Genomic DNA, 23985 nt, shown 5'->3' on the forward strand with positions numbered 1-23985 from the left:
CAGTGAACACGCATTCTACGGCCGCCTTGAAACCCTCGACGTCAAACAAGTCGTCCTGGTCCAGGAACGTCAGCAGGTTGAGGCTTGCGAGGTTGCACGCCGAATTGTCGAGGTGGACGTACTCCGAGCATGGGTTGCTGCCGTTAATGCGGCCGGTGTTCGACGCGGTATGCCAGCGGTTTATCGTCGAGTCGAACTGCATGCCGGGGTCGGCGCATTCCCACGCAGCTTCGGCAATCTGCCTGAAGAGAGCACGGGCTTTCATGGTCTTTAGGACCTCGCCACTGCTGACAGCCCTTAGCTCCCAGTCCTTGTCGTCGAGCACAGCCTGCATGAACTCATCCGTGACCCTGACTGAATTGTTGGCATTTTGGTACTGGATCGAGTGGCTGTCCTTGCCATCGAGGTCCATATCGAACCCGGCATCTCGCAGAGCGCGTGCCTTTTTCTCCTCGATTGCTTTGCACCAGATGAAATCCTCGATATCTGGATGGTCGGCATTGAGGATCACCATTTTTGCGGCGCGCCTAGTTTTTCCGCCCGACTTTATGGTGCCGGCCGACGCATCGGCGCCGCGCATGAAGCTGACCGGGCCCGATGCAGTGCCGCCGCCGCGCAGCCCTTCTTTTGAGGACCGGATGCGCGAAAGGTTGATCCCGGCGCCCGAACCGCCCTTGAAGATCTTGCCCTCCTCGACGTACCAGTTGAGGATCGAGTCCATCGAGTCGTCGACGGAGAGGATGAAGCAGGCGGAGACCTGCTGCGGCGACTCGGTGCCGACGTTGAACCAGACGGGGCTGTTGAAGGAGAAGTACTGGTGGACCAGCAGCCAGGTCAGCTCGTGCTCGAAGACCTCGGCGTCGGCGTCGCCGGCGAAGTAGCCGTGCTCCACACCCGCCTTCGTGTAGGTCTTCACCACGCGGTCGACGAGCTGGCGCAGGCTCCACTCACGGGCGTCGGTGCCGACGGCACCGCGGAAGTACTTCGTCGTGACGATGGTCGAGGCGTTGACCGACCAGAAGTCGGGGAACTCGACGCCGCGCTGCTCGAAGACGGACTCGCCCGTCTTCCAGTTGGTCTGGACGACGTCGCGACGCTCCCAGGTGAGCTCGTCGTAGGGGTGCACGCCCGGGGTGCTGAAGACCCGCTCCAGAGTGAGACCCTTCCCCTTCGCGGACGCGCCCGTCGTCTCGCCGCTGACCGTCTCCGTCATGCCGTCTCCTCTGAATCCCGTGATGTGCATCGTTGTTGTCCATGGTCGTCGAGACCACCGACAGTTGGTGGGCCGTGCTGTCGTGCGTCCTGCTTGACGTGGTGCGCCCGGCACGCAGCTTCCCCACTACGTGCCGGGCGGCTCTGGGTCAGCCCGTGGCGACGGGCTGAGGGGCGGGGCCCGAGGAGGGTTGCGGCGCAACCTCCTCGCCCACCGTGGGCGCGCGCTCGGCGCGCAGCATCGCGATCTCGTCCTCGAAGTCGTCGGCGGACTCGAAGGCCCGGTAGACGCTCGCGAACCGCAGGTAGGCGACCTCGTCGAGCTCGCGCAGCGGGCCCAGGATGGCCAGGCCCACCTCGTTCGCGGGGATCTCAGCCGCACCGGACAGGCGCAGCGCGTCCTCGACGGCCTGGCCGAGGCAGGCCAGCTGGTCCTCGGTGACCGGGCGGCCCTTGCAGGCCTTGCGGACGCCGGAGACGGCCTTCTCCCGCGTGAACGGCTCGGTCGCGCCGGAGCGCTTGAGCACCGTCAACTGCATCATCTCGACGGTGGTGAACCGCTTCGTGCACGCCGAGCAGGTACGCCGCCGGCGGATCGAGCCGCCGTCGTCGGCCACCCGCGAGTCGAGGACCCGGGTGTCGGTGCCGCGGCAGTACGGGCAGTGCATCTGGGTCTCCTTCCGGGCGCGCCACGACGACCCCCGAAGGAGTGGTGAGGCTGTGGATATCGGGGGGATCTCTGTGTACAACAAGCGGTTCGCTGTGAGTCTTCCGGATCCAGCTGTGCACTAGATGTGGATAACTACAGCGATGTAAGTACTAGATGTGGTGAACCGTACGCCTGCTGGCAGGAGCGCGCAAGCGCACCGGCGTGTCGCCGGCCCACCGGCCTGGACCGCCCGCGAAACCGCAGGTCAGCGGCCCGCGAGTCCCGCCAGGTCGCGCCACCAGGACAGCCGGTTGGGCCGGCCGTCGTAGTCGCGACGCTGGTTGGCGCCACTGGTCCCGGGCAGCACGAAGACCTGGGCCGGGCCGACGTACCAGTCCTGGACGCCGAGGCCGGGACGACCACGGCGACCCAGCGCACGCGAGGCCTCGAAGGCCACGCCCTTGCTCGTGAACGCCAGCCACTCCGGCCGCCATCGCTCCGTCTTCGCGACCAGCTCGTCGATCTCGACCCACCGGGGGTCCCAGTGCCCGACCAGGTCGGTGAGGCCGAAGCCCAGCTCCGGGACGAGGCGGTCCTCCTCGGGAGCCAGTCGGCGTGGACTCAGCCCGCTGAGATGGAGCGACTCCCAGAAGCTGTTGCCCGGCGACTCGTAGAAGTGCTCGCGCGTCTTCGTCGACTCCGCACCCGCGAGCCCGCAGAAGACCACGACCGGCTCGCGGCCCACGATGTCCGGCAGCACCTCCATGTCCTCACTCTCCGGGCCGCACCAAACCGCGCGCCGAGGCGGGACGGGTCAGCTCGCGGCGGTGCGGTCCAGCTCGACCCAGACCGTCGTGCCGGTCTCGTCGCGCTCGGCCCCCCAGCGGTGCGCCAGGGCGTCGACCACCTGCAGCCCGCGCCCGCGCGGGCGGAGCGGGTCGCGATCGGCGTCGGGCGCGGCGACCTCGTCGGCACCACCCTGGTCGCGCACGACGAGAGTCAGCGTCGGGCCGTCCAGCACGACGTGCAGATCCGAGGCGGTCCCGGCATGGGTGACGGCGTTGGCGACCAGCTCGGAGAGGCACAGCACGGCCACGTCGACCAGCTCGCTCTCCACGTCCCAGGCCGCGAGCTCGCGGCGCAGGAACTGACGGGCGGTGCGCGCGGCCCGCGGATCCCCCTCCACGGCCGTCGAGGCGCTCCGGGCGTCCTCCGACGGCTCGAGACGCGAACCCGTCGCCGCCCGAGGGGTACGCCGTGGCTCGGGCCGCATGCCTACCTCCTGGGCTGTCCCGTCAACCGCTCGACCGCGGCAGGCCGAGCCGCCGCGGCTGACTGCAGTAGACCACGAACCGCCCCCACCTCGGCCAGTGCCCCGGACCCTCGATCAGCGCCGGCCGCGACACCCTGCGGATGGGCGGGTCCTGCCCCGCGATCAGGCACCGTGCGACACAATGACCGGCGTGGCGGGCGAGGGAAAGCGAGCAGGGTCCCGACGAGCCGCACGCCCACGTCCGACCTTCCGCCCGCGGCTGCTGCTGCTCGCCGTCGGCGTGACCCTGGCGGTCGTCGCCTGGGGCTACCTCGTGTACGCCGCCATCGACTTCGGCTCCAGCGCCCGGTCCGGCGACGGCGGCGCCTGGGCCTTCCTGGCACTCGCGTCCGTCGGCGCCATCGCCTGCCTCTTCCTCGGCCTGATGATGATCGCCCGCCTGCTCCGCAGCCTCGGGATCACCACCCCTCCCCCGTCGGCCGCCCCGGCCGTCGACACCGCGGACGAACTCGGACCCGGGACTCCGCCCGCACCGCGCGCACCCGGCGGTCGACGCGCGGCGCGCTGACAGTCACCGGATCAGGACGCCGCAGGGGCGGGGCCACCCGGTGGCCCCGCCCCTGTCTTCCCCGGCTCGCCAGCCGGGGTCGAAGCGGCTGGCGAAGTCTGTGGTGCGTCTACTCCGTGGGGATCCGGAGCTCCTGGCCGGCGATCAGCATCGTCGAGTCGAGGTCGTTGAGCCGCTTGATCCGGGCGATCATGTCCTGGACCCGGCCGTCCTCCGCCGCACCGGCGGCGATGTCCCAGAGGGTCTCCCCGGTCCCGACGGTGACCGCGGTCGTCGGCTCGGCGGCGCCGGGCTCCGGCGTCGCCACGGATCCCGCCGCGAGCATCAACCCGACCCCGAGCACGACGACCAGACCGACCAGGAAGATCACCAGCCGGCCGCGGCGGGTGAGCCGGAGCTCGCCGCGCGAGGTCATCAGGTCGGCGGACATCTGGATCGTGCTCATCGGGACCTCCTGGGGAAGTGGCGGTCAGCCTGGGTGCCTGGCCACGAGCGAATGTCTATCCGCGGCCACCGACAGTCCGGTGCGGGCCAGGTGATCGATCAGACGTTCGATCGAACATGTGTACGAGGTTAGAGCAGGTGTTCGAACGAAATCAAGCACCTGGCGAACATTTGTTCGAACTGCACCGGCGACGCGCCCGTTCGAACAGGTGTTTGAAGTCGACGGTGGGTGCCGATACCGTGGGTCCAGGAGCATCCCGGCGAAAGGCATCACCATGGCCCCCAAGAAGAACGTCCGCGAGCTGCCCGACGGGCCGCCCGACGCCACCGGTCTCACCCCGCGCCAGCAGCGCGTGCTCGCGCACATCAAGGACTGCATCGAGAAGCGCGGCTACCCGCCGAGCATGCGCGAGATCGGCGACGCGGTCGGGCTGACGAGCTCCTCGAGCGTCGCCCACCAGCTGAAGTCGCTGGAGGAGAAGGGCTTCCTCAAGCGCGACCCGCACCGCCCCCGCGCACTGGAGGTGTTCCTCCCGGAGGTGATGGCCGCCCGGCGGGCGCTGTCCGGGGCCGAGGAGTCGTCGTACGACGAGACCGGTGTCGGCGACGCCGCCCCGGCGCCCACCAACGTGCCGCTGCTCGGACGGATCGCCGCCGGTGGACCGATCCTGGCCGAGGAGCGCTTCGAGGACGTCTTCCCGCTCCCCCGCCAGCTCGTGGGCGAGGGCGAGCTCTTCCTGCTCGAGGTCGCCGGCGACTCGATGATCGACGCCGCCATCTGCAGCGGCGACTACGTCGTGATCCGCAAGGAGCAGACCGCGGAGAACGGCGACATCGTGGCCGCCCTCCTCGACGGCGAGGCCACCGTCAAGACCTTCAAGCGCAAGGACGGGAAGGTCTGGCTGCTGCCGCACAACGAGGCCTACGACCCGATCGACGGCACCCACGCCACGATCCTGGGCAAGGTCACCGCGGTCCTGCGCCGGGTCTGACCCGGCGCGGGTCGCCCCGTCCGGAGGGGAAGGGCGTGCGACGATTGCCCGCCCGCTCCCCGTCCGGATGGATGCTCGATGCCAACTCGTCGTCGCCCGCTGCTCGCGCTGGTCGGTGCTGCCGTCCTCGGCGCCTCCCTGCTGGTCGCGCCGAGCTCCGCCGCCGGTCCGACCGGTGGGCCGGACGACGCCGCGGCCGCGCTCCCGACCGCGCGGGCCGTCGCGGTGCTGGAGGAGGCCGCCGGGATCTTCCGCGGCACGCCGTCGGGTCGCGACACCAGCCTCGTGCTGCTCGAGCTCGCCCGGTCGCGTGCCGCTCTCCCGGCGACGCGGCGAGCCGAGGCCGACCGGCTCCTGGCCCGGCCCACCGACCATCCCGACCCCCAGCAGTTCGGCTACCGAGCCGGCGCGCTACCGACCTCGTCGTGCCAGGACGGGTTCTGCGTGCACTGGGCTCGCCGGACCTCCGATGCCCCCGACCTGGCCGACGCCGACGGGAACGGTCGTCCCGACTACGTCGACCTGGTCTTCGCCACCCTGTCGACGGTCAGCGGCACCTACGTCCGCGCCGGCTACCGCCGCCCGGTGGCCGACGGCGTCCGTGGCGGCGGCGTCGACCAGTTCGACGTCTACCTCGTCGACAGCGGCACCCGCGGGGGCGGGATCTACGGCTACTGCGCACCGGAGAGTGTCATGTCGAGCGCGCAGCGCAGCGCCCCGGCGTACTGCGCGCTGGACAACGACTTCGCCGAGTTCCCGGCCCACACACCGACCGAGAACCTCCAGGTGACCCTGGCGCACGAGTACTTCCACGCCGTCCAGCTCGCCTACGACCTGACCGAGGACCCGTGGTTCCTGGAGTCCACCGCCGCCTGGGTGGAGGACGAGCTCTTCGACAGCGTGAACGACAACCTGCAGTACCTCCGGCACAGCCCGATGAGCCAGCCCCGCGTGCCGATCGACCAGGGCGAGGGGCTCCGGGTCTACGGCAGCTGGATCCTCTTCCGCTACCTGAGCGAGATCGAGCCCGCGGCGCAGGGCGGGCTGCCGACGATCGTCCGCGAGATCTGGGAGCAGGCGGCCGGCCCGGCGTACTCGATCCAGGCCGTCCGGAGGGTCCTCGACAGGAGGGGACGATCGCTGACCGCGACCCTGGCCCGGTTCGCGGCGGCCAACCTGCAGCCGCGACGCAGCTACGCAGAGGGGGCGAGCTATCCCGTGGCCGCTCCCGAGACCAGCGTGCGGCTCGCGCGGGGGCAACGGCGGCGTGACCGTCTCGTCCTCGACCACCTCTCGAGCGGGACCCTGCGCTACCGGCCCGACGCGGCCCGGAGCGCGTCCCGGTTGCGGGTGGCGGTCGACCTGCCGCGGCGCACCCGACCGACCGCGGCGGTCGTGTCGGTACGCCCGAGGTCGGGTGCCCCCCGCATCCGGATCGTGCGGCTCAGCCGGTCCGGCGCGGGACGGGTCACCGTTCCCTTCGCCGCCCGCCGGGTCCGGTACGTCGACGTGACGCTCGTCAACGCCGGCACCCGCTTCCGGTGCGGTCTCGGCACCGTCTACTCGTGCCGCGGTCGGTCGCTCGACGACAACCTGGGCCTCCGGGCGGCCCTCCGCGCGCTGCGGTAGCCGCGAGATCGCTCAGCCGGCGGCGAGCCGGGCGAGGGCCTTGCGGACCACCGCAGGGTCCGTGGTGGTCCACATCGGGGGCAGGCTGGACCGGAGGAACCCGCCGTAGCGGGCGGTCGCGAGCCGGGGGTCCAGCACCGCGACGACGCCGCGGTCGGAGGTGGTGCGGATCAACCGGCCGGCCCCCTGGGCCATCAGCAGCGCGGCGTGCGTGGCCGCCACCTGCATGAAGCCGTTGCCGCCGGCCTTGTCGGCCGCCCGCTGGCGCGCGGACATCAGCGGGTCGTCGGGGCGCGGGAACGGGATCCGGTCGATCAGGACCAGCTGGCAGGTGTCCCCCGGCACGTCGAGCCCCTGCCACAGCGACAGGGTGCCGAACAGACAGGTGTGCGGGTCGGCGACGAACTGCTTGGCCAGCTCGGGGAGCTGGGCGTCGCCCTGCGCGAGCGTGGTCAGGTGCGGCAGCCGCTCACGGACCACCTCCGCGGCGGCCTCGGCGGCGCGCCGCGACGAGAACAGCCCGAGCGTGCGCCCCTCGGCCGCGTCGATCAGCTCCACGATCTCGTCGAGCTGGGACTTCACCAGGCCGTCACGCCCCGGCGGCGGCAGGTGGCGGGCGACGTACAGGATGGCCTGCTGGCCGTAGTCGAACGGCGAGCCGACGTCGATGCCGCGCCACGGCAGCCCGCTGCCGGAGGCGTGCGCGTCGGCGGGGGCGCCCTCCAGGACCCGCTCGGTCGGCTTCAGCCCGACGCCGGTCGCCACCGCGCCGAAGTCGCCGCCGAGCATCAGGGTCGCCGACGTCAGCACGACCGTCTTGTCGGTGAGCAGCTTGTCGCGCATCGTGCCCCAGACCTGCAGCGGAGCGACGCACAGCCGAGGAGGCATCCGCTCGGTGCCCTCGCTCATCCACAGCACGTCGGCGTCGGAGAACGCCGCCATCCGCTCGGACGTCGCGAAGACCTCCTGCACGGCGCCGCGGGCCTGGGTGCGGCCCGCGTCCGGGTCGCCGTCCTTCTCGGGCTTCGGGTACGCCGAGATGCACGCCCGGGCCGCGTCGCGCACCAGGACCAGTGCGTCGGCGAGATCCTCGGGCACCGGCTCGAAGCGGCCCGGCCGGGCCTCCCCCATCGCCGCCCGGAGCGCGTCCGCGGCGTCCGCGAGGTCGTCGGCCTCGGAGCCGTCGACGTAGCGCTGGGAGCGCCGGGCAGAGCGCTCGACCTCCGCCGCCCAGAGCTCGTCGGTGGCGGCCTGGGTGACCCGCGCGGTGAGCTCGTGCGCCTCGTCGACCACGACGACGTCGTAGTCGGGGATCATCGGCACGCCCTCGATCGCGTCGATCGCGAGCAGGGAGTGGTTGGTGACGATGAGGTGGGAGCGCTGCGCCTTCTCCTTGGCCAGCTCGGCGAAGCACTCCTGGCCGAAGGGGCACTTGGCGGCGCCGAGGCACTCGCGGTGGTTCACGCTGACCTGACGCCACTCGCGGTCGGTGTGGCGCGGCGCGTGGTCGCGCTCGCCGGTGCCGCCGTCCTCAGCCGCCTGCTCGGCCCACGCACGCAGCTCCAGGACCTTCGCGCCCATGGACCCCTCGGGCATCTGCACCAGCGCACCCTGGTCGTCCGGCACGCCCTCGCGGACGCGGTGCAGGCAGGCGTAGTTCGACCGGCCCTTGAGCACGGCGTACGACGTGTCGACGCCCGGCACACCCTTGACCGCCTCGGCCAGCCGCGGCAGGTCGCGCTCGACGAGCTGGTGCTGCAGCGCGAGCGTCGCGGTGGCGATCACCACCCGCTCGTCGTGCAGCAGGCTCGGGACCAGGTAGCCGAGCGACTTGCCGGTGCCGGTGCCGGCCTGGACGAGCAGGTGGCGCTCGTCGGCCATCGCCGCGGCGACCGCCTCGGCCATCGCGACCTGACCGGCGCGCTCCTGCCCGCCGAGCGCCTGAACGGCAGCGGACAGCACCTGCGTCACGGCGGGGGTCTCGGGCACCCGAGCACCCTAGACGTCCGCGCCGACCGCCGGGACGGCTGTCCCCAGGCCGTCCCGGCGGACCGGTCAGAACCGCAGGTGGTCGAGGTAGAGGTGGCCGACGGCGGCGCTCGTGAGCGGGCTGACGTCGGGCGTGTCGTTCTCGACGATGTACTCCTCGACCGTGTGCCGGCGGAAGATCCGGGCGAAGTCGACGACCCCCGTCCCGAGGTCGCACATGTCCCCCGTGGCCCCGTCACGATCCTTGACGTGGAACTGGCGCACCTCCTGGGGCGCCTTGCGGATCACGTCGATCACGAACCGGTCCGGATCGGCGGCGCCGACGCCGACCCCGCCGGTGTAGGCCCAGTAGAGGTCGACCTCGAGGTGCACCAGCCGCGGGTCGAGCCGCTCGGTCAGCACCTCCCACGGCGTCACCCCGCCGCCGAGGTCGGTCGTGAACTCGTGGGCGTGGTTGTGGTAGCCGTAGCGCAGTCCGTAGCGCCGCGCGAGCGCCGCCTCGGCGTTCATCTGGTCCGCCCAGCGCTGCCAGTCGGCGAGGGTGCTGGAGGCGAGGTACGGGACCACGACGTACCGCTGCCCGAGCGTCGCGGCGTTCTCGAGCTTGTCGCGCAGCGCGGTCCGGTCGGCGCTGATGCCGTCGTGGCTGGAGGAGGCCCGGATGCCGAGCCCGTCCAGGAAGTCGCGGAGCTCGGCGGCCGTACGGCCGTAGTAGCCGGCGAGCTCGACGCGCTCGTAGCCGTACTGCGCGAGCCGCTCCAGCACCACGTCGAAGCCCGGCGTGCCGCCGAGCGCCGCCCGCAGCGTGTAGAGCTGGATGCTGATCCGCTCGTGCGGTACGCCGTGTGGCCGGCCGCCTCCGTGCCGGCCGCCGGCGACGGCGGGCGAGGCGAGCCCCGACCCGGCAACGGCGACCCCGGCGGCCCCGGCGGCCCCGAGCGCCGCCCCGCGGAAGAGCGAGCGCCGGCTCGCCCCCTTCTCCTCGAGCGAGCGGCGCAGGGCGCCCTCGCCGTCATGTCCGAAGCACATGCGGTGTCCTTCCCGAGATGGTGGTGCACCCGGGCCGGCGGCCCGGGGAAGCGCTAGTCGTCCGTGGCGAAGGCGGCGTCGAAGGCGGCCGCGGGCGCGTCGAAGGCGAGCCGGCGCACGAAGGCCAGCGCCTCGGGCGCTCCGACGAGCCGGTCCATGCCGGCGTCCTCCCACTCGATCGAGATCGGGCCGTCGTACCCGATCGTGTTGAGCATCCGGAAGCACTGCTCCCAGGGGACGTCGCCGTGCCCGGTCGACACGAAGTCCCAGCCCCGGCGCGGGTCGGCCCACGGCAGGTGCGAGCCGAGCCGGCCGTTGCGACCGTTCCCGGTCTGGCGCTTCGCGTCCTTGCAGTCCACGTGGTAGATCCGGTCGGCGAAGTCCCACAGGAACCCGACCGGGTCCAGGTCCTGCCACACGAAGTGCGACGGGTCCCAGTTGAGACCGAACGCCTCACGGTGCCCGATCGCCTCCATGGCGGCCTTCGTCGTCCAGTAGTCGTAGGCGATCTCCGAGGGGTGCACCTCGTGGGCGAAGCGGACCCCGCACTCGTCGAAGACGTCGAGGATCGGGTTCCAGCGGTCGGCGAAGTCGCGGTAGCCGGCGGCGACCATCTCCTCGGTGGCCGGCGGGAACATCGCGACGTACTTCCAGATCGAGGAGCCGGTGAAGCCGACGACCGTCCGTACGCCGAGCCGCTGGGCGGCGCGCGCGGTCATCTTCATCTCCTCCGCGGCCCGCTGCCGCACGCCCTCGGCGTCGCCGTCGCCCCAGATCCGCGCGGGCAGGATCGCCTGGTGGCGCGCGTCGATCGGATCGTCGCAGACTGCCTGGCCCTTGAGGTGGTTGGAGATGGCGAAGACCTGCAGCCCGTGCTGCTCGAGCAGGTCGAGCTTGGCCTGGACGTAGGCGTCGTCCTCCGCGGCCTGCCAGGGGTCGAGGTGGTCGCCCCAGCAGGCGATCTCGAGGCCGTCGTAGCCCCACCCGGCCGCCAGGCGGACCACCTCCTCGAAGGGCAGGTCGGCCCACTGGCCGGTGAACAGCGTGATCGGGCGGGGCATGGCCGGTCCTTTCAGGAGGGGATCTGCTGCCAGGTGCGGGTGTCGGAGCTGGTCTCGACCGCGGCCAGCACCCGCTGCACCTGCAGGCCGTCGGCGAAGGTGGGTGCCGGGTCGGTGCCGTCGGCGATCGCCGTCACCAGGTCCACGACCTGGTGGGTGAACCCGTGCTCGTAGCCGAGCCCGTGGCCGGGCGGCCACCACGCACCGGCGTACGGATGGGTCGGCTCGGTGACCAGGATCCGCCGGAAGCCGGCGGTCTCGGCGGGCTCGGCGGCGTCGTACAGCTCCAGGACGTTCATGTCCTCGAAGTCGAACGCGAGCGATCCGGCCGAGCCGTTCACCTCGATGCGGATCGAGTTCTTGCGGCCGGTCGCGAAGCGGGTCGCCTCGAAGACGCCGAGCGCGCCGCCCGCGAAGCGGCCGATGAAGACCGCCGCGTCGTCGACGGTCACCGAGCCCCGCTCGGTGGACGCGGTGCCCGACAGCCCGACCCCGGTCGCCACCAGCGGACGCTCCTTGACGAAGGTCTCCAGCTGTCCGGAGACCTCGTGCAACCGGTCGCCGGTGATGTGCTGGGTGAGGTCGATGATGTGCGCACCGATGTCGCCCAGCGCCCCCGAGCCGGCGCGCTGCTTGTCGAGGCGCCAGGTCAGGGGCGCCTCCGGGTCGGCGATCCAGTCCTGGAGGTACGTCGCCCGCACGTGCCGGATCTCGCCGATCCGGCCCTGCGCCACCAGCCGACGCGCGAGCGCGACCGCCGGGACCCGGCGGTAGGTGAAGCCCACCATCGCCCGGACGCCGCGCTCGGCCGCGGTCGAGGCGGCCGCGGCCATCTCCTCGGCCTCGGCCACCGTGTTGGCCAGCGGCTTCTCGCACAGCACGTGCTTGCCCGCCGCCAGCGCGGCGATCGCGATCTCGGCGTGGGTGTCGCCCGGCGTGCAGACGTCGACCAGGTCGATGTCGTCACGGACGACGGCGGCGTGCCAGTCGGTGGCGCTCTCGGCCCAGCCGAGCCGGTCGGCGGCCTCGGCCGCCCGAGCCGCGTCGCGCCCGACGACGAGCGCCATGGCCGGGTGCAGCGGGAGGTCGAAGAAGCGGTGCGCGCTGCGCCACGCCTGCGAGTGGGCGGCACCCATGAAGGCATGGCCGACCATCGCGACGGCGAGCGTGGGGCGGGAGGAGGTCAACGTCGTTCTCACTTCCTGGTGCGGTCGGCAGGCCCCGCGGGCCCGCCCGGAGAGAGCCGGGCGGGTCCGCGGGAGACAGGGTCAGGACGCGAAGGCGGTGTCGATGAACTGGTCGACGTTGTCGGCCGTCACGACGGGGGCGTAGAGCTGCACCATCCGCGGTACCTCGACCTCGACCAGGTCGCTCATCGCCTTCTCCTGCACGAGCAGCCGCGCGAGCTTGACGCCGTCGGCGGCCTGGGTGGAGGGGTAGATGACGGTGGCCTTCAGGACACTGTCGTCGGCCTTGATCGCGTCCATCGCGTTCCTCGAGCCGGCGCCACCGACCATGATGAACTCGTCGCGGCCGGCGTTCTCGATCGCCGCGAGGACACCGACGCCCTGGTCGTCGTCGTGGTTCCAGAGCGCGTCGATCTGGGGTGCGGCCTGGAGCAGGTTGGCGGCCGCCTCCTCGCCGCCCTCGACCGTGAAGTCGGCGGCGACGCGGTTGTCGACGTCGAGGCCGCACTCGCTGAGCGCGTCCTCGAAGCCCTGGCTGCGGTCCTGGGTCAGCGGCAGCGAGTCGATGCCCGCGATCTCGGCCACGACCGCGTCCGGGTTGTCGCCCACCTGCGAGCAGACGTAGGCGCCGGCGGAGACGCCCATGCCGTAGTTGTCGCCGAGCACGGTCACCCGCGCCGCGTTCGGGTCGTCGAACTCCCGGTCGACGTTGATGACGGGGATGCCGGCCTCCATCGCCTTCAGCGCGACCGGGGTCATGGCCGCGCCGTCGAAGGGCAGCAGCACGATGGCGTCGACCTTGTCGTTGATGAAGGTCTCCACCTGGCTGATCTGGAGATTCACGTCGTTGGTGCCCTCGGCCACCCGCAGGTCGATGTCGTCGTACTGCTCCGCGACGTTGCGGGCGGACTCGGTGATCGAGCCCATCCAGCCGTGGTCGGCCGCCGGCGCCGAGAAGCCGATGACGACCGTGTCACCGGACTCGTCGTTGGAGCCCTGCTCGGCGGCCGAGGTGCCGCCGCCCAGGTCCTCGTCGTCGTTTCCGGACTCGTTGCTCGTGCACGCCGCCAGGGCGAACACCGTGACGCCGGCGAGCAGGCCGGCTCCGAACTTCGTGCGCATGGGTCGCAGGGGCCGTAGTGACATAGTGGGCTGCTCCTTGAACTGAGGTGGCGCTACTTGGTGAAGGACGACGCGGGAGGCGTCAGGTGGTGTTCCGAGACGCCAACCGCTGCTGGAGCAGGACGGCGGCGACGATGATGGCTCCCTTGAGGAGCGACTGCTCCGAGATGGAGCGGTTGTTGAGGGTGAAGACGTTGGTGAGCGTCGTGAAGATCAGCACCCCGAGCACGGTGCCGACGATGGTGCCGCGCCCGCCGGAGAGCAGGGTGCCGCCGATGACCACGGCCGCGATCGCGTCCAGCTCGTAGAGCCCGCCGTGCGTCGAGCTGCCCGTCGTGGTGCGCGAGATGATCATCAGCGCCGCGACGCCGCAGCAGAGCCCGAGCAGCACGTAGAGGTAGACGGTGTGCCGCTTGACGTTGATCCCCGCGAGGCGGGCGGCCTCCGGGTTCCCGCCGACCGCGAGGGTACGGCGCCCGAACGTCGTCCGGTTGAGGAGCACCCAGCCGGCCGCGGCCACCAGCACGAACAGGATCACGATGAACGGGACGCCGAGGATCTCGCGGGCGAAGAAGTCCTGGAACCCCGGGACGTCGACGATCTGGGTCTTGCGGTCGGAGATGATCTCGGCGAGACCGCGAGCGCTGGCGAGCATGGCCAGCGTGGCGATGAACGGCACCACTCCGCCGTACGCGATGAGCAGGCCGTTGACGAGCCCGCATCCCGCTCCGACGGCGAGCGCGGCCCCCACCATCACCATCCAGTGGAGGTCGTTGGCCAGGTCCTGGGTGGCCACTGTCGTGCACCACACGGACGCCAGGGCGAGGATCGCGCCGACCGACAGGTCGATGCCGCCGCCGGTGATCACGAAGGTCATCCCGATGCTGACCACGCCGATCGTCGCGGCGAGCCGGAGGATCGTGAGGACGTTGTCCATCGAGGCGAACCGGTCCCCCGCCGTCGCCGCGCCGACCACGCACAGCAGCAGCAGTGCGACCACCAGTCCGAGGTTGCGCCCGACGCTGGTCCGCAGCACGGCCAGCACCGGGTTGTCCGTGCGGGTGGTCTCCAGCGCCGCGCGCTCGACCCGGGCGGTGCTCTCGGTCATGCGACCTTCCCTTCCATGACCAGGTCCAGGACCCGGGACTCGTCGAGCTCCCCGGCCGGGGAGTCGTGCACGACCGCGCCCTCGCGGACGACCAGCACCCGGTCGGCGAGACCGAGCACCTCCTCGACCTCGCTGGACACCACGACCACGGCGACGCCGGAGTCGGCGAGCCGGCGGACCAGCTGGTAGATCTCGCTGCGCGCCCCGACGTCGACACCACGCGTGGGCTCGTCGAGCAGCAGCACCCGGCAGTCGCGCAGCAGCCAGCGGGCCAGCACGACCTTCTGCTGGTTGCCGCCCGACAGGGTGCGTACGGCGCGCTCCACGCCCGCCGGTCGTACGTCGAGGGAGCGGGTCAGCTCCTCGGCCCGCTTCCGCTCCGACCCAGAGCGCAGGAAGCCGCCCCGCGCGAACCGGCCGAGGGAGGAGATCGTGATGTTGCGGTAGACCGCCTGGTCGAGGAGCAGTCCCTGGCTCTTGCGCTCCTCCGGGGCGAGGCCGACCCCGGCGCGGACGGCGGCCGGGACCGAGCCCCGGCGCAGCGGCCGCTGGTCGACGCTCACCGTGCCGGCCGAGGCGTGGCGGGCGCCGTACAACGTCTCGAGGATCTCGGAGCGCCCGGCGCCGACGAGGCCGGCCAGACCGACGATCTCCCCGGCGTGCACGGTCAGGTCGACGTCGCGGAAGACGCCGGCGAGGGCGAGGCCCCGCACCTCCAGGACCGGGGCGCCGCGGTCGCGCGGCTCCTCGGGACGGGGCGGGAAGACGTACTCGATCGAGCGGCCGGTCATCAGCTCGATCAGCCGGCTGGTGGGCGTCTCCGCCACCGGCAGCCCGGTGGCCACGGTGATGCCGTCCTTCAGCACGGTGATGCGGTCGCCGATCGCCCGGATCTCCTCCAGGCGGTGCGAGATGTAGACGATCGCGACGCCCTCCTCGGTGAGGCCGCGGATCACCCGGAACAGGTTGTCGACCTCGCCCTGGTCGAGCACGGCGGACGGCTCGTCGAGGACCAGCAGCCGGGTGTCGTGGGACAGCGCCCGGGCCATGCTGACGATCTGCTGGCTCGCCGGGGAGAGGCTGCCGACCGAGCGGGTCGGCGAGATCTCGGCGTGGCCGAGCCGGGCGAGCAGGTCGCGCGCCACGGCGTTGGTGCGCTGCCGCTGGGTCAGGCCGCCGCGGGTGAGCTCGTGGCCGAGGACGATGTTCTCGGCGACGCTGAGGTCCGGGACCAGGTCGAGCTCCTGGTAGATCGTCGCGATGCCGACCTTCAGGGCCGCCATCGGCGACGCGAGGGTGACCTCCTCGCCCTCCCAGGCGATGGTGCCCTCGTCGGGCCGGTACGCCGCGGCCAGCACCTTGATCAGCGTCGACTTGCCGGCGCCGTTCTGACCGAGCAGGCAGTGCACCTCGCCCGCCCGCACGTCCAGGTCGACCCCGCCCAGTGCCCGGACGCCCGGGAACTCCTTGACGATGCCGCTCATCTGGAGCAGCGGTCGATCGTTCATGCGCACCTCGCCACGGGCCGATCGAGTGACGAGCGTCACTCGGTGGCGTCAACGTACGGCGACGAGAACGGAAAGAGCAAGGGGTTCTGGCGAAAGTTTGCACATCGCTGTGCAAACTTTCGCAACTAATTGGACAAAGTCGTCAGCCGACCGACTCCGGGGCGTAGACCGAGCCGCTGATCAGCCGGGCGGCGCCCACGACGCCGCCCTCGTCGCCCATCTCGCTCAGCACGACCGGCAGGCTGCCGGTCGCCAGGGAGAGCGAGCGGCTGTAGGTCACGCCACGGATCTCGGCCAGGAACGGGTGCCCGAGGCCGGTCACCCCGCCGCCGATGACGATCATCCCGGGGTTGAAGAACGACACCAGGGTCGCGAGCACCTGGCCCACCCGGCGGCCCCCGCCGCGGATGAGCTGCACGGCCTCGGCGTCGCCGCGCTGGACGGCCAGCCCCACGTCGGCCGCCGTCAGCGCGCCGTTGGTCTCGAGCAGCTCCGCGAGGACCGGCGACCGGCCGGCGCGCGCGGCCGCGGTGGCGTCGCGGGCCAGGGCGGCGCCGCCGGCGTACGCCTCCAGGCAGCCGATGTTGCCGCACGCGCACGTGGGACCGTCGTCGGCGACGCGGATGTGCCCGATGTCGCCGGCGCAGCCGTCGACGCCGCGGTAGAGCTCGCCGTCGATCACGATGCCGCAGCCGATCCCGGTACCGATCTTCACGAACAGGAAGTCCCGGGCACTGCGCGCCACCCCGGCGTGCTGCTCGCCGATCGCGAGCAGGTTGACGTCGTTGTCGAGCAGCGCCGGGCAGCCGAGCTCGCGCGAGACCGCGTCCCGGACCGGGTAGCCGTCCCAGCCCGGCATGATCGGCGGCGACGCCGGCTGGCCGCGGTCGAAGTCCACCGGGCCGGGTACGCCGATGCCCGCGCCGGCGACGCGCTCCACGCCGAGCTCCGCCAGCACCTCGCGGACCCCGGCGATCGCGATCCCCAGGACCTCCTCGGGTCCCGTGCGGATGTCGGAGGCGAACTGCCGGGTCGCCAGCGTCGCCAGCCGGCCGTCGGTCACCCCGACGGTCATCCCCGTGGCTCCGATGGCGATGCCCACGAAGCGGATGTCCTCGGCGAGGTCGACCATCGTCGAGCGCCGCCCACCCCGCGAGGCGGCCGGCCCGGCCTCCTGAGCCAGGCCCAGCTCGATCAGCCGGCCCACCTCCGCCGCGACCGTGGTCCGCGAGACCTCCAGCCGATCGGCGAGCTGGGCCTTCGACAGCGGCCCCTCGTCACGGAGCCGGGTCAGCAACCGGGCCTGGATGGCGCTCTCCGCCCGACCCGCCAACGAATGACGCACGGGCAGATCCTTGCACGCGCTACCGGACGAGGGCCTCGATCTGCGCGGCGACGTGGTCGCCGAACTCGCGGTGACCGTCGGCGGTCAGGTGCAGCCGGTCGTCGAGGTAGCCCAGCTGCAGGTCCGAGGTGCGGATGTACGACGCCCCGTGCGTCGCGCTCAACCGGGCCAGCAACGCGTCGAGCGCCGGCACCCGCCTCTCGCGTGCCGGGGCCGAGGCCGGCCCGACCACGACCAGCTGGCGGTCGCCGACGGCGCGGACCAGCCGCTCGAACCCGAGCGTGATGGCGGCCGGGGTCTGGTCCCAGTCGTTCAGGCCGCCCTCGACCACGACCATCCGGGCGCCGGATCCACGGAGCGCGTCGGGGGTGCGGCTGGCGAACGACACGGCGCCGCACGGGCTCGCGGCGCGGCTGAAGCCGGAGCCGGAGAACCCCGCGACGTGCACCCGGCCGGGCAGCCGGGTCGGCCACGAGTCGGCCGGCTCGTCGAGGCCCAGCCCGGCGGCGTACGAGTCGCCCACGACCAGGACGTCGGGGCCGGATCCGGTCACCTCGGCGGCGCGCGCCGCGGACGCCTCGGCGAACCGGTCGCACCGGGTGTCGCCGGCGCCGGCCCGGGCCGTGACCCAGCCGACGGCGAGGGTCGCCACGAGGGCGACGACCAGCACCAGCACGCGCGCGCGGGTCGGCCCCGCGACCCCCCGGAGGACCACCGGGCAATTCTGCGGCCCACGTCCCCAGGGCCGGTATGGCCCGGTCGGACTACCCGATGACTATCCGGGGAGCACCGTTCAGGGGCTGACGAGGAAGTCCGCGAGCTCGCCCGCGAGGGCCTCGCTGGCCCGGCCGGTGACCCGGGTGCCGTCGGCGGTGTGCTCCAGGCTCCCGATCTCGCCCTGCTGGTGGATCTTGTTGACCAGGTCGCCACGGGAGTACGGCACCAGCGCGTCGAACTCCACCGACGGCCGGGGCAGCTCGCCCTCGACGAGCGCGAGCGCCTCCGCGATGCCCTCCCCCGTCCGGGCCGAGACCACGACGGAGTGCGGCTCGCGCTGACGCAGCCGGGCCAGCACCAGCGGGTCGGCCGCGTCGGCCTTGTTGATCACGATGATCTCGGGCACGCCGGCCGCGTCGATCTCCGCGAACACCTCGCGGACGGCGGCGATCTGGCCCTCGGGGTCGGGGTGCGAGCCGTCGACCACGTGCAGGATCAGGTCGGCGTCCGCGACCTCCTCCAGCGTGCTCCGGAACGCCTCCACCAGCTGGTGCGGCAGGTGCCGGACGAAGCCGACCGTGTCGCTCATGGTGTAGACGCGGCCGTCGGCGGTGGTCGTACGACGGGTCGTCGGGTCGAGCGTCGCGAACAGCGAGTCCTCGACCAGCACGCCCGCGCCGGTGAGCCGGTTGAGCAGCGAGGACTTGCCGGCGTTGGTGTAGCCCGCGATCGCCACGGCCGGGATCTGGTGACGCCGGCGCTCCTGGCGCTTGGTGTCGCGGGTGCCCTTCATCTCCTTCAGCTCGCGGCGGAGCTTGGCGATCTTGGTGTTGATCCGCCGGCGGTCGGTCTCGATCTTGGTCTCACCTGGGCCACGACCACCGATGCCGGCACCGCCGGCGACCCGGCCGCCGACCTGGCGCGACAGGTTGCCGCCCCAGCCGCGCAGCCGCTGCTTCATGTACTGCAGCTGGGCCAGCTCGACCTGCGCCTGGCCCTCCTTGGACTTCGCGTGCTGGGCGAAGATGTCGAGGATCAGCGCGGTCCGGTCGACGACCTTGACCTTGAGCCGGTCCTCCAGGTTGCGCAGCTGGCTGGGCGCGAGCTCGCCGTCGCAGATCACCGTGTCCGCGCCGGTGGCCGCGACGATCTCGGCCAGGCCCTCGGTCTTGCCGCGGCCGATGTAGGTGGCCGGGTCCGGCGACTGGCGCCGCTGGTAGATCGCGTCGAGGACCTCCGAGCCGGCGGTCTCGGCCAGCAGCGCGAGCTCGGCCATGGAGTTCTCGGCGTCGGCGACGGTGCCCTCGGTCCACACTCCGACGAGGACCACGCGCTCCAGGCGGAGCTGGCGGTACTCGACCTCGGTGATGTCCTCGAGCTCGGTGCGCAGGCTGGCGACGCGGCGCAGCTGGTGGCGCTCGGCCAGGTCCAGCTGGCCCGTCGTGGGGTCGTCGGAGTCCTCGGGGTCGGGCGCGTCGAGGTCGGGCTCGGCGTACCCGGACTCGAACTCGTCGTTCTCCCAGGCGGAGGTCGCGTCGAGCTCGGCGTCGAGATTGAAGTCAGATGCGTTCGTCATACGCCTTCCAGAGTAGGTCTCCGTCTCAACGCGCGCGAACGGTTAACTAATCCCGTGCCACTGCCTCCGCTCCCCGACGTACGCCTGCTCGGCCTGACGGGGGCGCCCGGCGTCGGCAAGTCGACCCTCGCGGCGGCCCTCGGGCGGCCGGTCGTGGCGATGGACGGGTTCCACTACGCCGACGTCGAGCTGGTCCGCCGCGGCCTGCTCGACCGCAAGGGTGCACCGGAGACCTTCGACGCCGAGGGGTACGCCGCGCTGCTGCGCCGGGTCCGGCGCGGGGAGCCCGAGGTGGTCGCGCCGATGTTCGAGCGGGACCTGGAGCAGCCGATCGCCGGCGCGGTGCGGGTGCCGCCGACCGGGCCGGTGGTGACCGAGGGGAACTACCTGCTGCTCGACGAGCCGCGCTGGCGGGCGGTGCGGGCGGAGGTCGAGGTGGTCTGGCACCTGCACGTCGACCGCGCGGTGCGGGTGGAGCGGCTGGTCGCCCGGCACGTGCTGTTCGGCAGGTCCCCCGCCGACGCGCAGGCCTGGGTGGAGCAGGTGGACGAGCCCAACGCCCGCCTCGTCGACGTCGCCGCGTCGCGCGCCGACCTGGTGGTCGACCTCACCGACTGGGCTCCTCCCTCGGCTCCGCCGCGAACCGGCCCGGCGTGAGCCCGGTCGCGGTGCGGAAGTCGCGGGAGAAGTGGGCCTGGTCGGAGTAGCCCAGCTCGGCCGCGACCCGGGCGAGGTCGGGCGTCTCCCCCGCCTGCAGCCGCTCGGACGCCTCGTGCAGCCGGCGCCGCTGGATGAGCCACTTCGGCGTCAGCCCGAGCCGGCTGCGGGTGAGCCGCTGCAGGGTGCGCTCGGTCAGCGCGAACTTCTCGCACACCTCGCTGACCCGCTGGACGCGCGGATCGCCCTCGACGTACTCGACGACGGCGTTGATCAGCAGGCCCTCCTCGTCGACGGGCAGCAGCCCGGCCAGGGCCTCCTCGACGATCCGGACCCCGGCGGAGCGGCGGGCGGGGTCGAGCGGCTGGTCGGCGACCGCGGAGCGGATGCCGAACGTCAGCGCGGCGCCGTCGAGGACACCGGCCTCGGTGAGCGGGACGGTCGTGTCGGTGAGCCGCTCCACCGGGCCGCCCACGAGCGCGCGGCCGACCGCGGGCTGGAGCATGGTGCCGAGCGCCCAGCCGTCCCCGGCGAGCGACTGCACCGAGAGGCCCCGCTGCGGACCCACCAGCAGCGCGTAGTCGGCGGAGACCACGATCAGGCAGACGGGGTACTGCAGGACCCGCTGCTCGCTGACCCGGCCCGGCGGCAGCGACCAGACCGGCATCCAGTAGCGGCGTACGACGTCGGCGAGCGCCGGGCTCGGCGCGTAGCGGTGGATCGGCGGCGTGTAGCCCTCCGCGTCGAGCAGGTGCGCTCGCTCGGTGGGGTCGATCGGCCGCGGCTCGGGCATGTGTCGGATTCTTGCAAGAACCACCGACACCCGCGGACCCACGATGAGGCCATGAACCTCTACCTCGACGCCGCCGACCGCTTCACCTCCACCGTGACCGCCACGACCGACTGGTCGGCCGCCAGCCCCTGCCAGGGCTGGACCGCCGCCGACGTGGTCGACCACGTCGTCGACACCGAGCGCCAGTTCCTCGAGACCCACGGCCTCGGGCTCGGCGAGCGGCCGACCGGCACACCCGACGTCGTCTGGCTCCACCACCTCGACGCCGTCCGGCCGATCGCCACCGACGAGGACGTCCGCGCCCGCGAGTACGACGGGTTCTTCGGCCGCACCACGATCGGCGCGACGCTGGACCACTTCTACGGCTTCGACCTGGTGGTGCACGGCTGGGACCTCGGCTCCGCGGGCGGCCGCCCCACCACGTTCACCGACGCCGACATGGACGCGATGGAGCAGGCCTTCGTCGGGTTCGGCGACCACGCCTACGACGAGGGCGTGTTCAAGCAGCCGGTCGACGTACCCGACGACGCCGACCGGCAGACCAAGCTGCTGGCCCGGATGGGGCGGCGCTCGTAGCCGCCCTCGTTAGGTGACCCTCGCCGCGAGCTCCTTCGTCGCTCGCGACGAGGGCGCTCACTTCGGAGGCATGCGGATGCCGCCGTCGACGCGGACGACCTCGGCGTTCATGTAGGAGTTGGTCAGGCACTCCAGCACCATCGAGGCGAGCTCGTCGGGGGTGCCGAGGCGCTTCGGGAAGAGCACGCTCTCGCCCAGCTTGGCCTTGAACGCCTCCGACTCCGGCCCCTCGCCGTAGATCGGGGTCTCGATCAGGCCGGGGGCGACGGTGTTGAGGCGGATGCCGGCGGCGGAGAGGTCGCGCGCCACGGGCAGGGTCATGCCGACGACGCCGCCCTTCGACGCGGAGTACGACGCCTGCCCGATCTGGCCGTCGAACGCGGCGACGCTGGCCAGGTTGACGATCGCGCCGCGGTCGCCGGACTCGGTGAGCTCCAGCGTGCTCATCACGGTCGCGGCCTGGCGGACGACGTCGAACGTGCCGACCAGGTTGATGGCGACGACCTTCTTGAACGAGTCGAGGTCGTGGGCCGACTCCAGCCGGCCGTCGCGGCCGATGGTGCGCTGCGCCCAGCCGATGCCGGCGGAGTTGACCACCGAGCGGAGCGGCGCGATCTCGGCCGCCGCCTTGACAGCGGCCCCGATCTGCTCGGTGTTCGTCACGTCGACCTGGGCGAAGACGCCGCCGATCTCCTGGGCGAGCGCCTCGCCCTTGTCTGCCTGCAGGTCGGCGACGACGACGACGGCTCCGCGGGCGGCGAGCTGGCGAGCGACCGCGGCGCCGATACCCGACGCGGCGCCCGTGACGATGGCACTGGTTCCCTTGATGTCCATGCGCCGGAGCATAGCCATGGCGACAGTGGCGCTGTCACGATGCGAGACCGGCCGCGGGCGGCGTACCTCTCGGGTGGAACCGGACGTTCTGGGTCGGAACTTCGCCCGAGAACGTCCAGCTTCCCCGGTGGACCGGGGAATCCGCCCGCCGAGCCCTACAGCCCCGTCACGCCCCGCGCGACGACCACCGCGGGACCGGTGAGCAGGATCCGGTTGGCGGCGGTCCAGGTGACGGTGAGCGTGCCGCCGGGGACGTCGACGGTGTACGCCGTGTCGGCGGCGGGGGCGTCGTCGCCGGGGCCGACGACCCCGTCGCGGAGGGCGGCCGCGACCATGACGGCGCAGGCGCCGGTGCCGCAGGAGCGGGTCTCGCCCGAGCCGCGCTCGTGTACGCGCATGGCGACGTGCCGATCCCCGCGGTCGGCGACGAACTCGACGTTGACGCCGTGCGGGTAGACGGCGGGGTCGTGGCCCGGAGCCACGAGGAGCGGACCCGCGTCGTCGAGCGAGGCGACGAAGGCGACCGCGTGCGGGTTGCCCATGTCGACGTGGCGGGCCGGCCAGTCGGACGGCCCGACCGACACCGAGGTCTCCCCCAGCACCTGCGGGACGCCCATGTCGGCGGTCACGAGGTCGCCGTCGACGCGCAGCACCTTGATGCCGTCGCGGGTGCCGACCGGGATCGGCGCCGAGGGGTCGACGAGCCCCTCCTCGACCAGGTGGCGGGCGAAGACCCGGATGCCGTTGCCGCACATCTCCGAGACCGAGCCGTCGGAGTTGCGGTAGTCCATGAACCACTCGGCCGCGCCCGCGGGGACGTACGACGCCGCGTCGGCGTACGCCGCGGTCCGCACGACGCGCAGCACCCCGTCGCCGCCGATGCCGGCCCGCCGGTCGCACAGCGCCCGCACCCGATCGGCGTCCAGGTCGCCGTGCACGCTCCCGTCGTGGTCGGGCAGCAGCACGAAGTCGTTCTCGGTGCCGTGCCCCTTGAGGAACTCGTACGCGTCAGGCATAGAGACCCCGCGCGTAGGTCTCGGGCGAGTAGTACTCGTCGAGCTGCTCGAGGGTCATGCCGGTCGGCTCGACCTGCTGGGTGACCAGCGCGCGGCGCGGCACCTTCGCCTCGGGGTCCCAGGTCTCGGGCTGCCACAGGCCGGAGCGCATGAACGCCTTGGCGCAGTGGAAGAAGAGCTCGTCGATGTCGACCACCACGGCCAGGATCGGGCGGTGGCCCTTGACGACCATCTCGTCGAAGAAGGGCGCGTCGCTGACGAGCCGGGCCCGGCCGTTGATCCGGAGCGTGTCGCCGCGCCCCGGGATGAGGAAGTTCAACCCGACGTGGGGGTTCTCCAGGATGTTCCGGTAGCCGTCCGCGCGCCGGTTGCCGGGCCGCTCGGCCAGCGCGATCGTCGTGTCGTCGATGACGTGCACGAGCGAGCCGGCGGGGTCGCCCTTCGGCGAGGCGTCGCACTCGCCGCTGGCCGACGAGGTGGCCAGCACGCAGAACGGCGTCGCGGCGAGCCAGTCGCGGTCCACCGGGAGCAGCGCCGGGCGGGCCTTGTCGCGGGCGCGGTCGGTCGGGACCCCGAGCAGGCCGACGAGCTCGTCGGCGGTGGTGATCTCGGTCCAGGCAGCGGTCGGCACCCGCCCAACGATACGGGCGGGCGCCGACCGGGGCTCCGGAGGTTTCGAGACGGTCGCTGCGCGACCTCC

At 72.3% G+C, this 23985-nt stretch carries 23 protein-coding genes and 1 pseudogene; 5 read left to right on the forward strand and 19 right to left on the reverse strand.

Annotation, left to right across the window (positions count from 1 at the left end):
• The 4 genes and pseudogenes from VMF51_RS04190 to VMF51_RS04205 form a co-directional block, all read right to left on the reverse strand.
• Positions 1-1213 (reverse strand): annotated as a pseudogene (locus VMF51_RS04190) (vitamin B12-dependent ribonucleotide reductase); the annotation flags it as partial.
• Between the two features lie 148 nt (positions 1214-1361).
• Positions 1362-1880 (reverse strand): transcriptional regulator NrdR, encoded by a 519-nt coding sequence (gene nrdR / locus VMF51_RS04195; protein ID WP_325473146.1) that lies wholly within the window; start codon positions 1878-1880, stop codon positions 1362-1364.
• 246 nt (positions 1881-2126) lie between these two features.
• Entirely contained in the window at positions 2127-2627 is a 501-nt protein-coding gene (locus tag VMF51_RS04200) for a mismatch-specific DNA-glycosylase (protein ID WP_325473147.1), read from the reverse strand.
• A gap of 48 nt (positions 2628-2675) precedes the next feature.
• Positions 2676-3134 carry an ATP-binding protein gene (locus tag VMF51_RS04205; RefSeq protein ID WP_325473148.1) on the reverse strand — a complete coding sequence of 153 codons (459 nt, stop codon included), beginning with the start codon at positions 3132-3134 and terminating at the stop codon, positions 2676-2678.
• 190 nt (positions 3135-3324) lie between these two features.
• On the opposite strand from VMF51_RS04205, the gene VMF51_RS04210 reads away from it, so the two are divergent.
• A complete protein-coding gene (locus VMF51_RS04210; RefSeq protein ID WP_325473149.1) occupies positions 3325-3702 on the forward strand; it encodes a hypothetical protein in 378 nt (125 codons plus the stop codon).
• A 109-nt stretch (positions 3703-3811) separates the two neighbouring features.
• Here the strand turns inward: VMF51_RS04210 and VMF51_RS04215 are convergent, their stop codons facing one another.
• Positions 3812-4147, reverse strand: coding sequence for a LysM peptidoglycan-binding domain-containing protein (locus VMF51_RS04215; RefSeq protein WP_325473150.1), 336 nt, complete (start codon positions 4145-4147; stop codon positions 3812-3814).
• Positions 4148-4421: 274 nt separating this feature from the next.
• On the opposite strand from VMF51_RS04215, the gene lexA reads away from it, so the two are divergent.
• Positions 4422-5138 carry a transcriptional repressor LexA gene (lexA, locus tag VMF51_RS04220; RefSeq protein WP_325473151.1) on the forward strand — a complete coding sequence of 239 codons (717 nt, stop codon included), beginning with the start codon at positions 4422-4424 and terminating at the stop codon, positions 5136-5138.
• A 78-nt stretch (positions 5139-5216) separates the two neighbouring features.
• A complete protein-coding gene (locus tag VMF51_RS04225; RefSeq protein ID WP_325473152.1) occupies positions 5217-6767 on the forward strand; it encodes an MXAN_6640 family putative metalloprotease in 1551 nt (516 codons plus the stop codon).
• Between the two features lie 12 nt (positions 6768-6779).
• On the opposite strand, the gene VMF51_RS04230 is transcribed toward VMF51_RS04225, so the two are convergent.
• The 10 genes from VMF51_RS04230 to hflX all read right to left on the reverse strand — a co-directional run bounded on the left by VMF51_RS04230 (position 6780) and on the right by hflX (position 19409).
• A complete protein-coding gene (locus tag VMF51_RS04230; protein WP_325473153.1) occupies positions 6780-8756 on the reverse strand; it encodes an ATP-dependent DNA helicase in 1977 nt (658 codons plus the stop codon).
• A gap of 66 nt (positions 8757-8822) precedes the next feature.
• A complete protein-coding gene (locus VMF51_RS04235; protein WP_325473154.1) occupies positions 8823-9785 on the reverse strand; it encodes a sugar phosphate isomerase/epimerase in 963 nt (320 codons plus the stop codon).
• Positions 9786-9838: 53 nt separating this feature from the next.
• On the reverse strand, positions 9839-10846 hold the full coding sequence (locus VMF51_RS04240; RefSeq protein WP_325473155.1) for a sugar phosphate isomerase/epimerase family protein: 1008 nt from the start codon (positions 10844-10846) through the stop codon (positions 9839-9841).
• Between the two features lie 11 nt (positions 10847-10857).
• On the reverse strand, positions 10858-12033 hold the full coding sequence (locus VMF51_RS04245; protein WP_325473156.1) for a Gfo/Idh/MocA family oxidoreductase: 1176 nt from the start codon (positions 12031-12033) through the stop codon (positions 10858-10860).
• A gap of 81 nt (positions 12034-12114) precedes the next feature.
• Positions 12115-13155 carry a substrate-binding domain-containing protein gene (locus VMF51_RS04250; RefSeq protein WP_325473157.1) on the reverse strand — a complete coding sequence of 347 codons (1041 nt, stop codon included), beginning with the start codon at positions 13153-13155 and terminating at the stop codon, positions 12115-12117.
• Between the two features lie 82 nt (positions 13156-13237).
• On the reverse strand, positions 13238-14263 hold the full coding sequence (locus VMF51_RS04255; RefSeq protein WP_325473158.1) for an ABC transporter permease: 1026 nt from the start codon (positions 14261-14263) through the stop codon (positions 13238-13240).
• On the reverse strand, positions 14260-15771 hold the full coding sequence (locus VMF51_RS04260) for a sugar ABC transporter ATP-binding protein (protein WP_325473159.1): 1512 nt from the start codon (positions 15769-15771) through the stop codon (positions 14260-14262). Before VMF51_RS04260 ends, VMF51_RS04255 begins: the two co-directional genes overlap by 4 nt.
• 142 nt (positions 15772-15913) lie before the next feature.
• Positions 15914-17116 (reverse strand): ROK family transcriptional regulator, encoded by a 1203-nt coding sequence (locus VMF51_RS04265; protein WP_325473160.1) that lies wholly within the window; start codon positions 17114-17116, stop codon positions 15914-15916.
• Between the two features lie 19 nt (positions 17117-17135).
• A complete protein-coding gene (locus VMF51_RS04270) occupies positions 17136-17831 on the reverse strand; it encodes an SGNH/GDSL hydrolase family protein (RefSeq protein ID WP_325473161.1) in 696 nt (231 codons plus the stop codon).
• A 78-nt stretch (positions 17832-17909) separates the two neighbouring features.
• The gene (hflX, locus tag VMF51_RS04275) at positions 17910-19409 is read right to left on the reverse strand and encodes a GTPase HflX (RefSeq protein WP_325473162.1); all 1500 of its coding nucleotides are present in this window, start codon (positions 19407-19409) and stop codon (positions 17910-17912) included.
• Positions 19410-19463: 54 nt separating this feature from the next.
• Between hflX and VMF51_RS04280 the strand changes: the two genes are divergently transcribed.
• A complete protein-coding gene (locus tag VMF51_RS04280; protein WP_325473163.1) occupies positions 19464-20066 on the forward strand; it encodes a nucleoside/nucleotide kinase family protein in 603 nt (200 codons plus the stop codon).
• Here VMF51_RS04280 and VMF51_RS04285 read toward each other — a convergent pair.
• Entirely contained in the window at positions 20017-20859 is an 843-nt protein-coding gene (locus VMF51_RS04285; protein ID WP_325473164.1) for a helix-turn-helix domain-containing protein, read from the reverse strand. The genes VMF51_RS04280 and VMF51_RS04285 overlap by 50 nt on opposite strands.
• Positions 20860-20910: 51 nt before the next feature.
• Here VMF51_RS04285 and VMF51_RS04290 point away from each other — a divergent pair, with 51 nt between their 5' ends.
• Positions 20911-21435, forward strand: coding sequence for a maleylpyruvate isomerase family mycothiol-dependent enzyme (locus tag VMF51_RS04290; protein WP_325473165.1), 525 nt, complete (start codon positions 20911-20913; stop codon positions 21433-21435).
• A 57-nt stretch (positions 21436-21492) separates the two neighbouring features.
• Here the strand turns inward: VMF51_RS04290 and VMF51_RS04295 are convergent, their stop codons facing one another.
• From VMF51_RS04295 to VMF51_RS04305, 3 genes are all read right to left on the reverse strand, one after another.
• Positions 21493-22269 (reverse strand): SDR family NAD(P)-dependent oxidoreductase, encoded by a 777-nt coding sequence (locus tag VMF51_RS04295; RefSeq protein WP_325473166.1) that lies wholly within the window; start codon positions 22267-22269, stop codon positions 21493-21495.
• Positions 22270-22424: 155 nt separating this feature from the next.
• Positions 22425-23285, reverse strand: a complete 861-nt coding sequence (gene dapF, locus VMF51_RS04300; protein ID WP_325473167.1) for a diaminopimelate epimerase — start codon at positions 23283-23285, stop codon at positions 22425-22427.
• The gene (locus VMF51_RS04305) at positions 23278-23916 is read right to left on the reverse strand and encodes a pyridoxamine 5'-phosphate oxidase family protein (protein ID WP_325473168.1); all 639 of its coding nucleotides are present in this window, start codon (positions 23914-23916) and stop codon (positions 23278-23280) included. The genes dapF and VMF51_RS04305 overlap by 8 nt, the downstream gene beginning before the upstream one ends.
• Between the last annotated feature and the right edge of the window lie 69 nt (positions 23917-23985).

The sequence above is a fragment of the Nocardioides sp. genome, assembly GCF_035503875.1.
Lineage (GTDB): Bacteria > Actinomycetota > Actinomycetes > Propionibacteriales > Nocardioidaceae > Nocardioides.

What these genes read in the sequence shown, in the direction of transcription:
- nrdR (WP_325473146.1), bottom strand. Translation starts at nt 1,880, where the DNA reads ATGCACTGCCCGTACTGCCGCGGCACCGACACCCGGGTCCTCGACTCG.
- VMF51_RS04200 (WP_325473147.1), bottom strand. Translation starts at nt 2,627, where the DNA reads ATGGAGGTGCTGCCGGACATCGTGGGCCGCGAGCCGGTCGTGGTCTTC.
- VMF51_RS04205 (WP_325473148.1), bottom strand. Translation starts at nt 3,134, where the DNA reads ATGCGGCCCGAGCCACGGCGTACCCCTCGGGCGGCGACGGGTTCGCGT.
- VMF51_RS04215 (WP_325473150.1), bottom strand. Translation starts at nt 4,147, where the DNA reads ATGAGCACGATCCAGATGTCCGCCGACCTGATGACCTCGCGCGGCGAG.
- lexA (WP_325473151.1), top strand. Translation starts at nt 4,422, where the DNA reads ATGGCCCCCAAGAAGAACGTCCGCGAGCTGCCCGACGGGCCGCCCGAC.
- VMF51_RS04225 (WP_325473152.1), top strand. Translation starts at nt 5,217, where the DNA reads ATGCCAACTCGTCGTCGCCCGCTGCTCGCGCTGGTCGGTGCTGCCGTC.
- VMF51_RS04235 (WP_325473154.1), bottom strand. Translation starts at nt 9,785, where the DNA reads ATGTGCTTCGGACATGACGGCGAGGGCGCCCTGCGCCGCTCGCTCGAG.
- VMF51_RS04240 (WP_325473155.1), bottom strand. Translation starts at nt 10,846, where the DNA reads ATGCCCCGCCCGATCACGCTGTTCACCGGCCAGTGGGCCGACCTGCCC.
- VMF51_RS04250 (WP_325473157.1), bottom strand. Translation starts at nt 13,155, where the DNA reads ATGCGCACGAAGTTCGGAGCCGGCCTGCTCGCCGGCGTCACGGTGTTC.
- VMF51_RS04255 (WP_325473158.1), bottom strand. Translation starts at nt 14,263, where the DNA reads ATGACCGAGAGCACCGCCCGGGTCGAGCGCGCGGCGCTGGAGACCACC.
- VMF51_RS04260 (WP_325473159.1), bottom strand. Translation starts at nt 15,771, where the DNA reads ATGAACGATCGACCGCTGCTCCAGATGAGCGGCATCGTCAAGGAGTTC.
- hflX (WP_325473162.1), bottom strand. Translation starts at nt 19,409, where the DNA reads ATGACGAACGCATCTGACTTCAATCTCGACGCCGAGCTCGACGCGACC.
- VMF51_RS04285 (WP_325473164.1), bottom strand. Translation starts at nt 20,859, where the DNA reads ATGCCCGAGCCGCGGCCGATCGACCCCACCGAGCGAGCGCACCTGCTC.
- VMF51_RS04290 (WP_325473165.1), top strand. Translation starts at nt 20,911, where the DNA reads ATGAACCTCTACCTCGACGCCGCCGACCGCTTCACCTCCACCGTGACC.
- VMF51_RS04295 (WP_325473166.1), bottom strand. Translation starts at nt 22,269, where the DNA reads ATGGACATCAAGGGAACCAGTGCCATCGTCACGGGCGCCGCGTCGGGT.
- dapF (WP_325473167.1), bottom strand. Translation starts at nt 23,285, where the DNA reads ATGCCTGACGCGTACGAGTTCCTCAAGGGGCACGGCACCGAGAACGAC.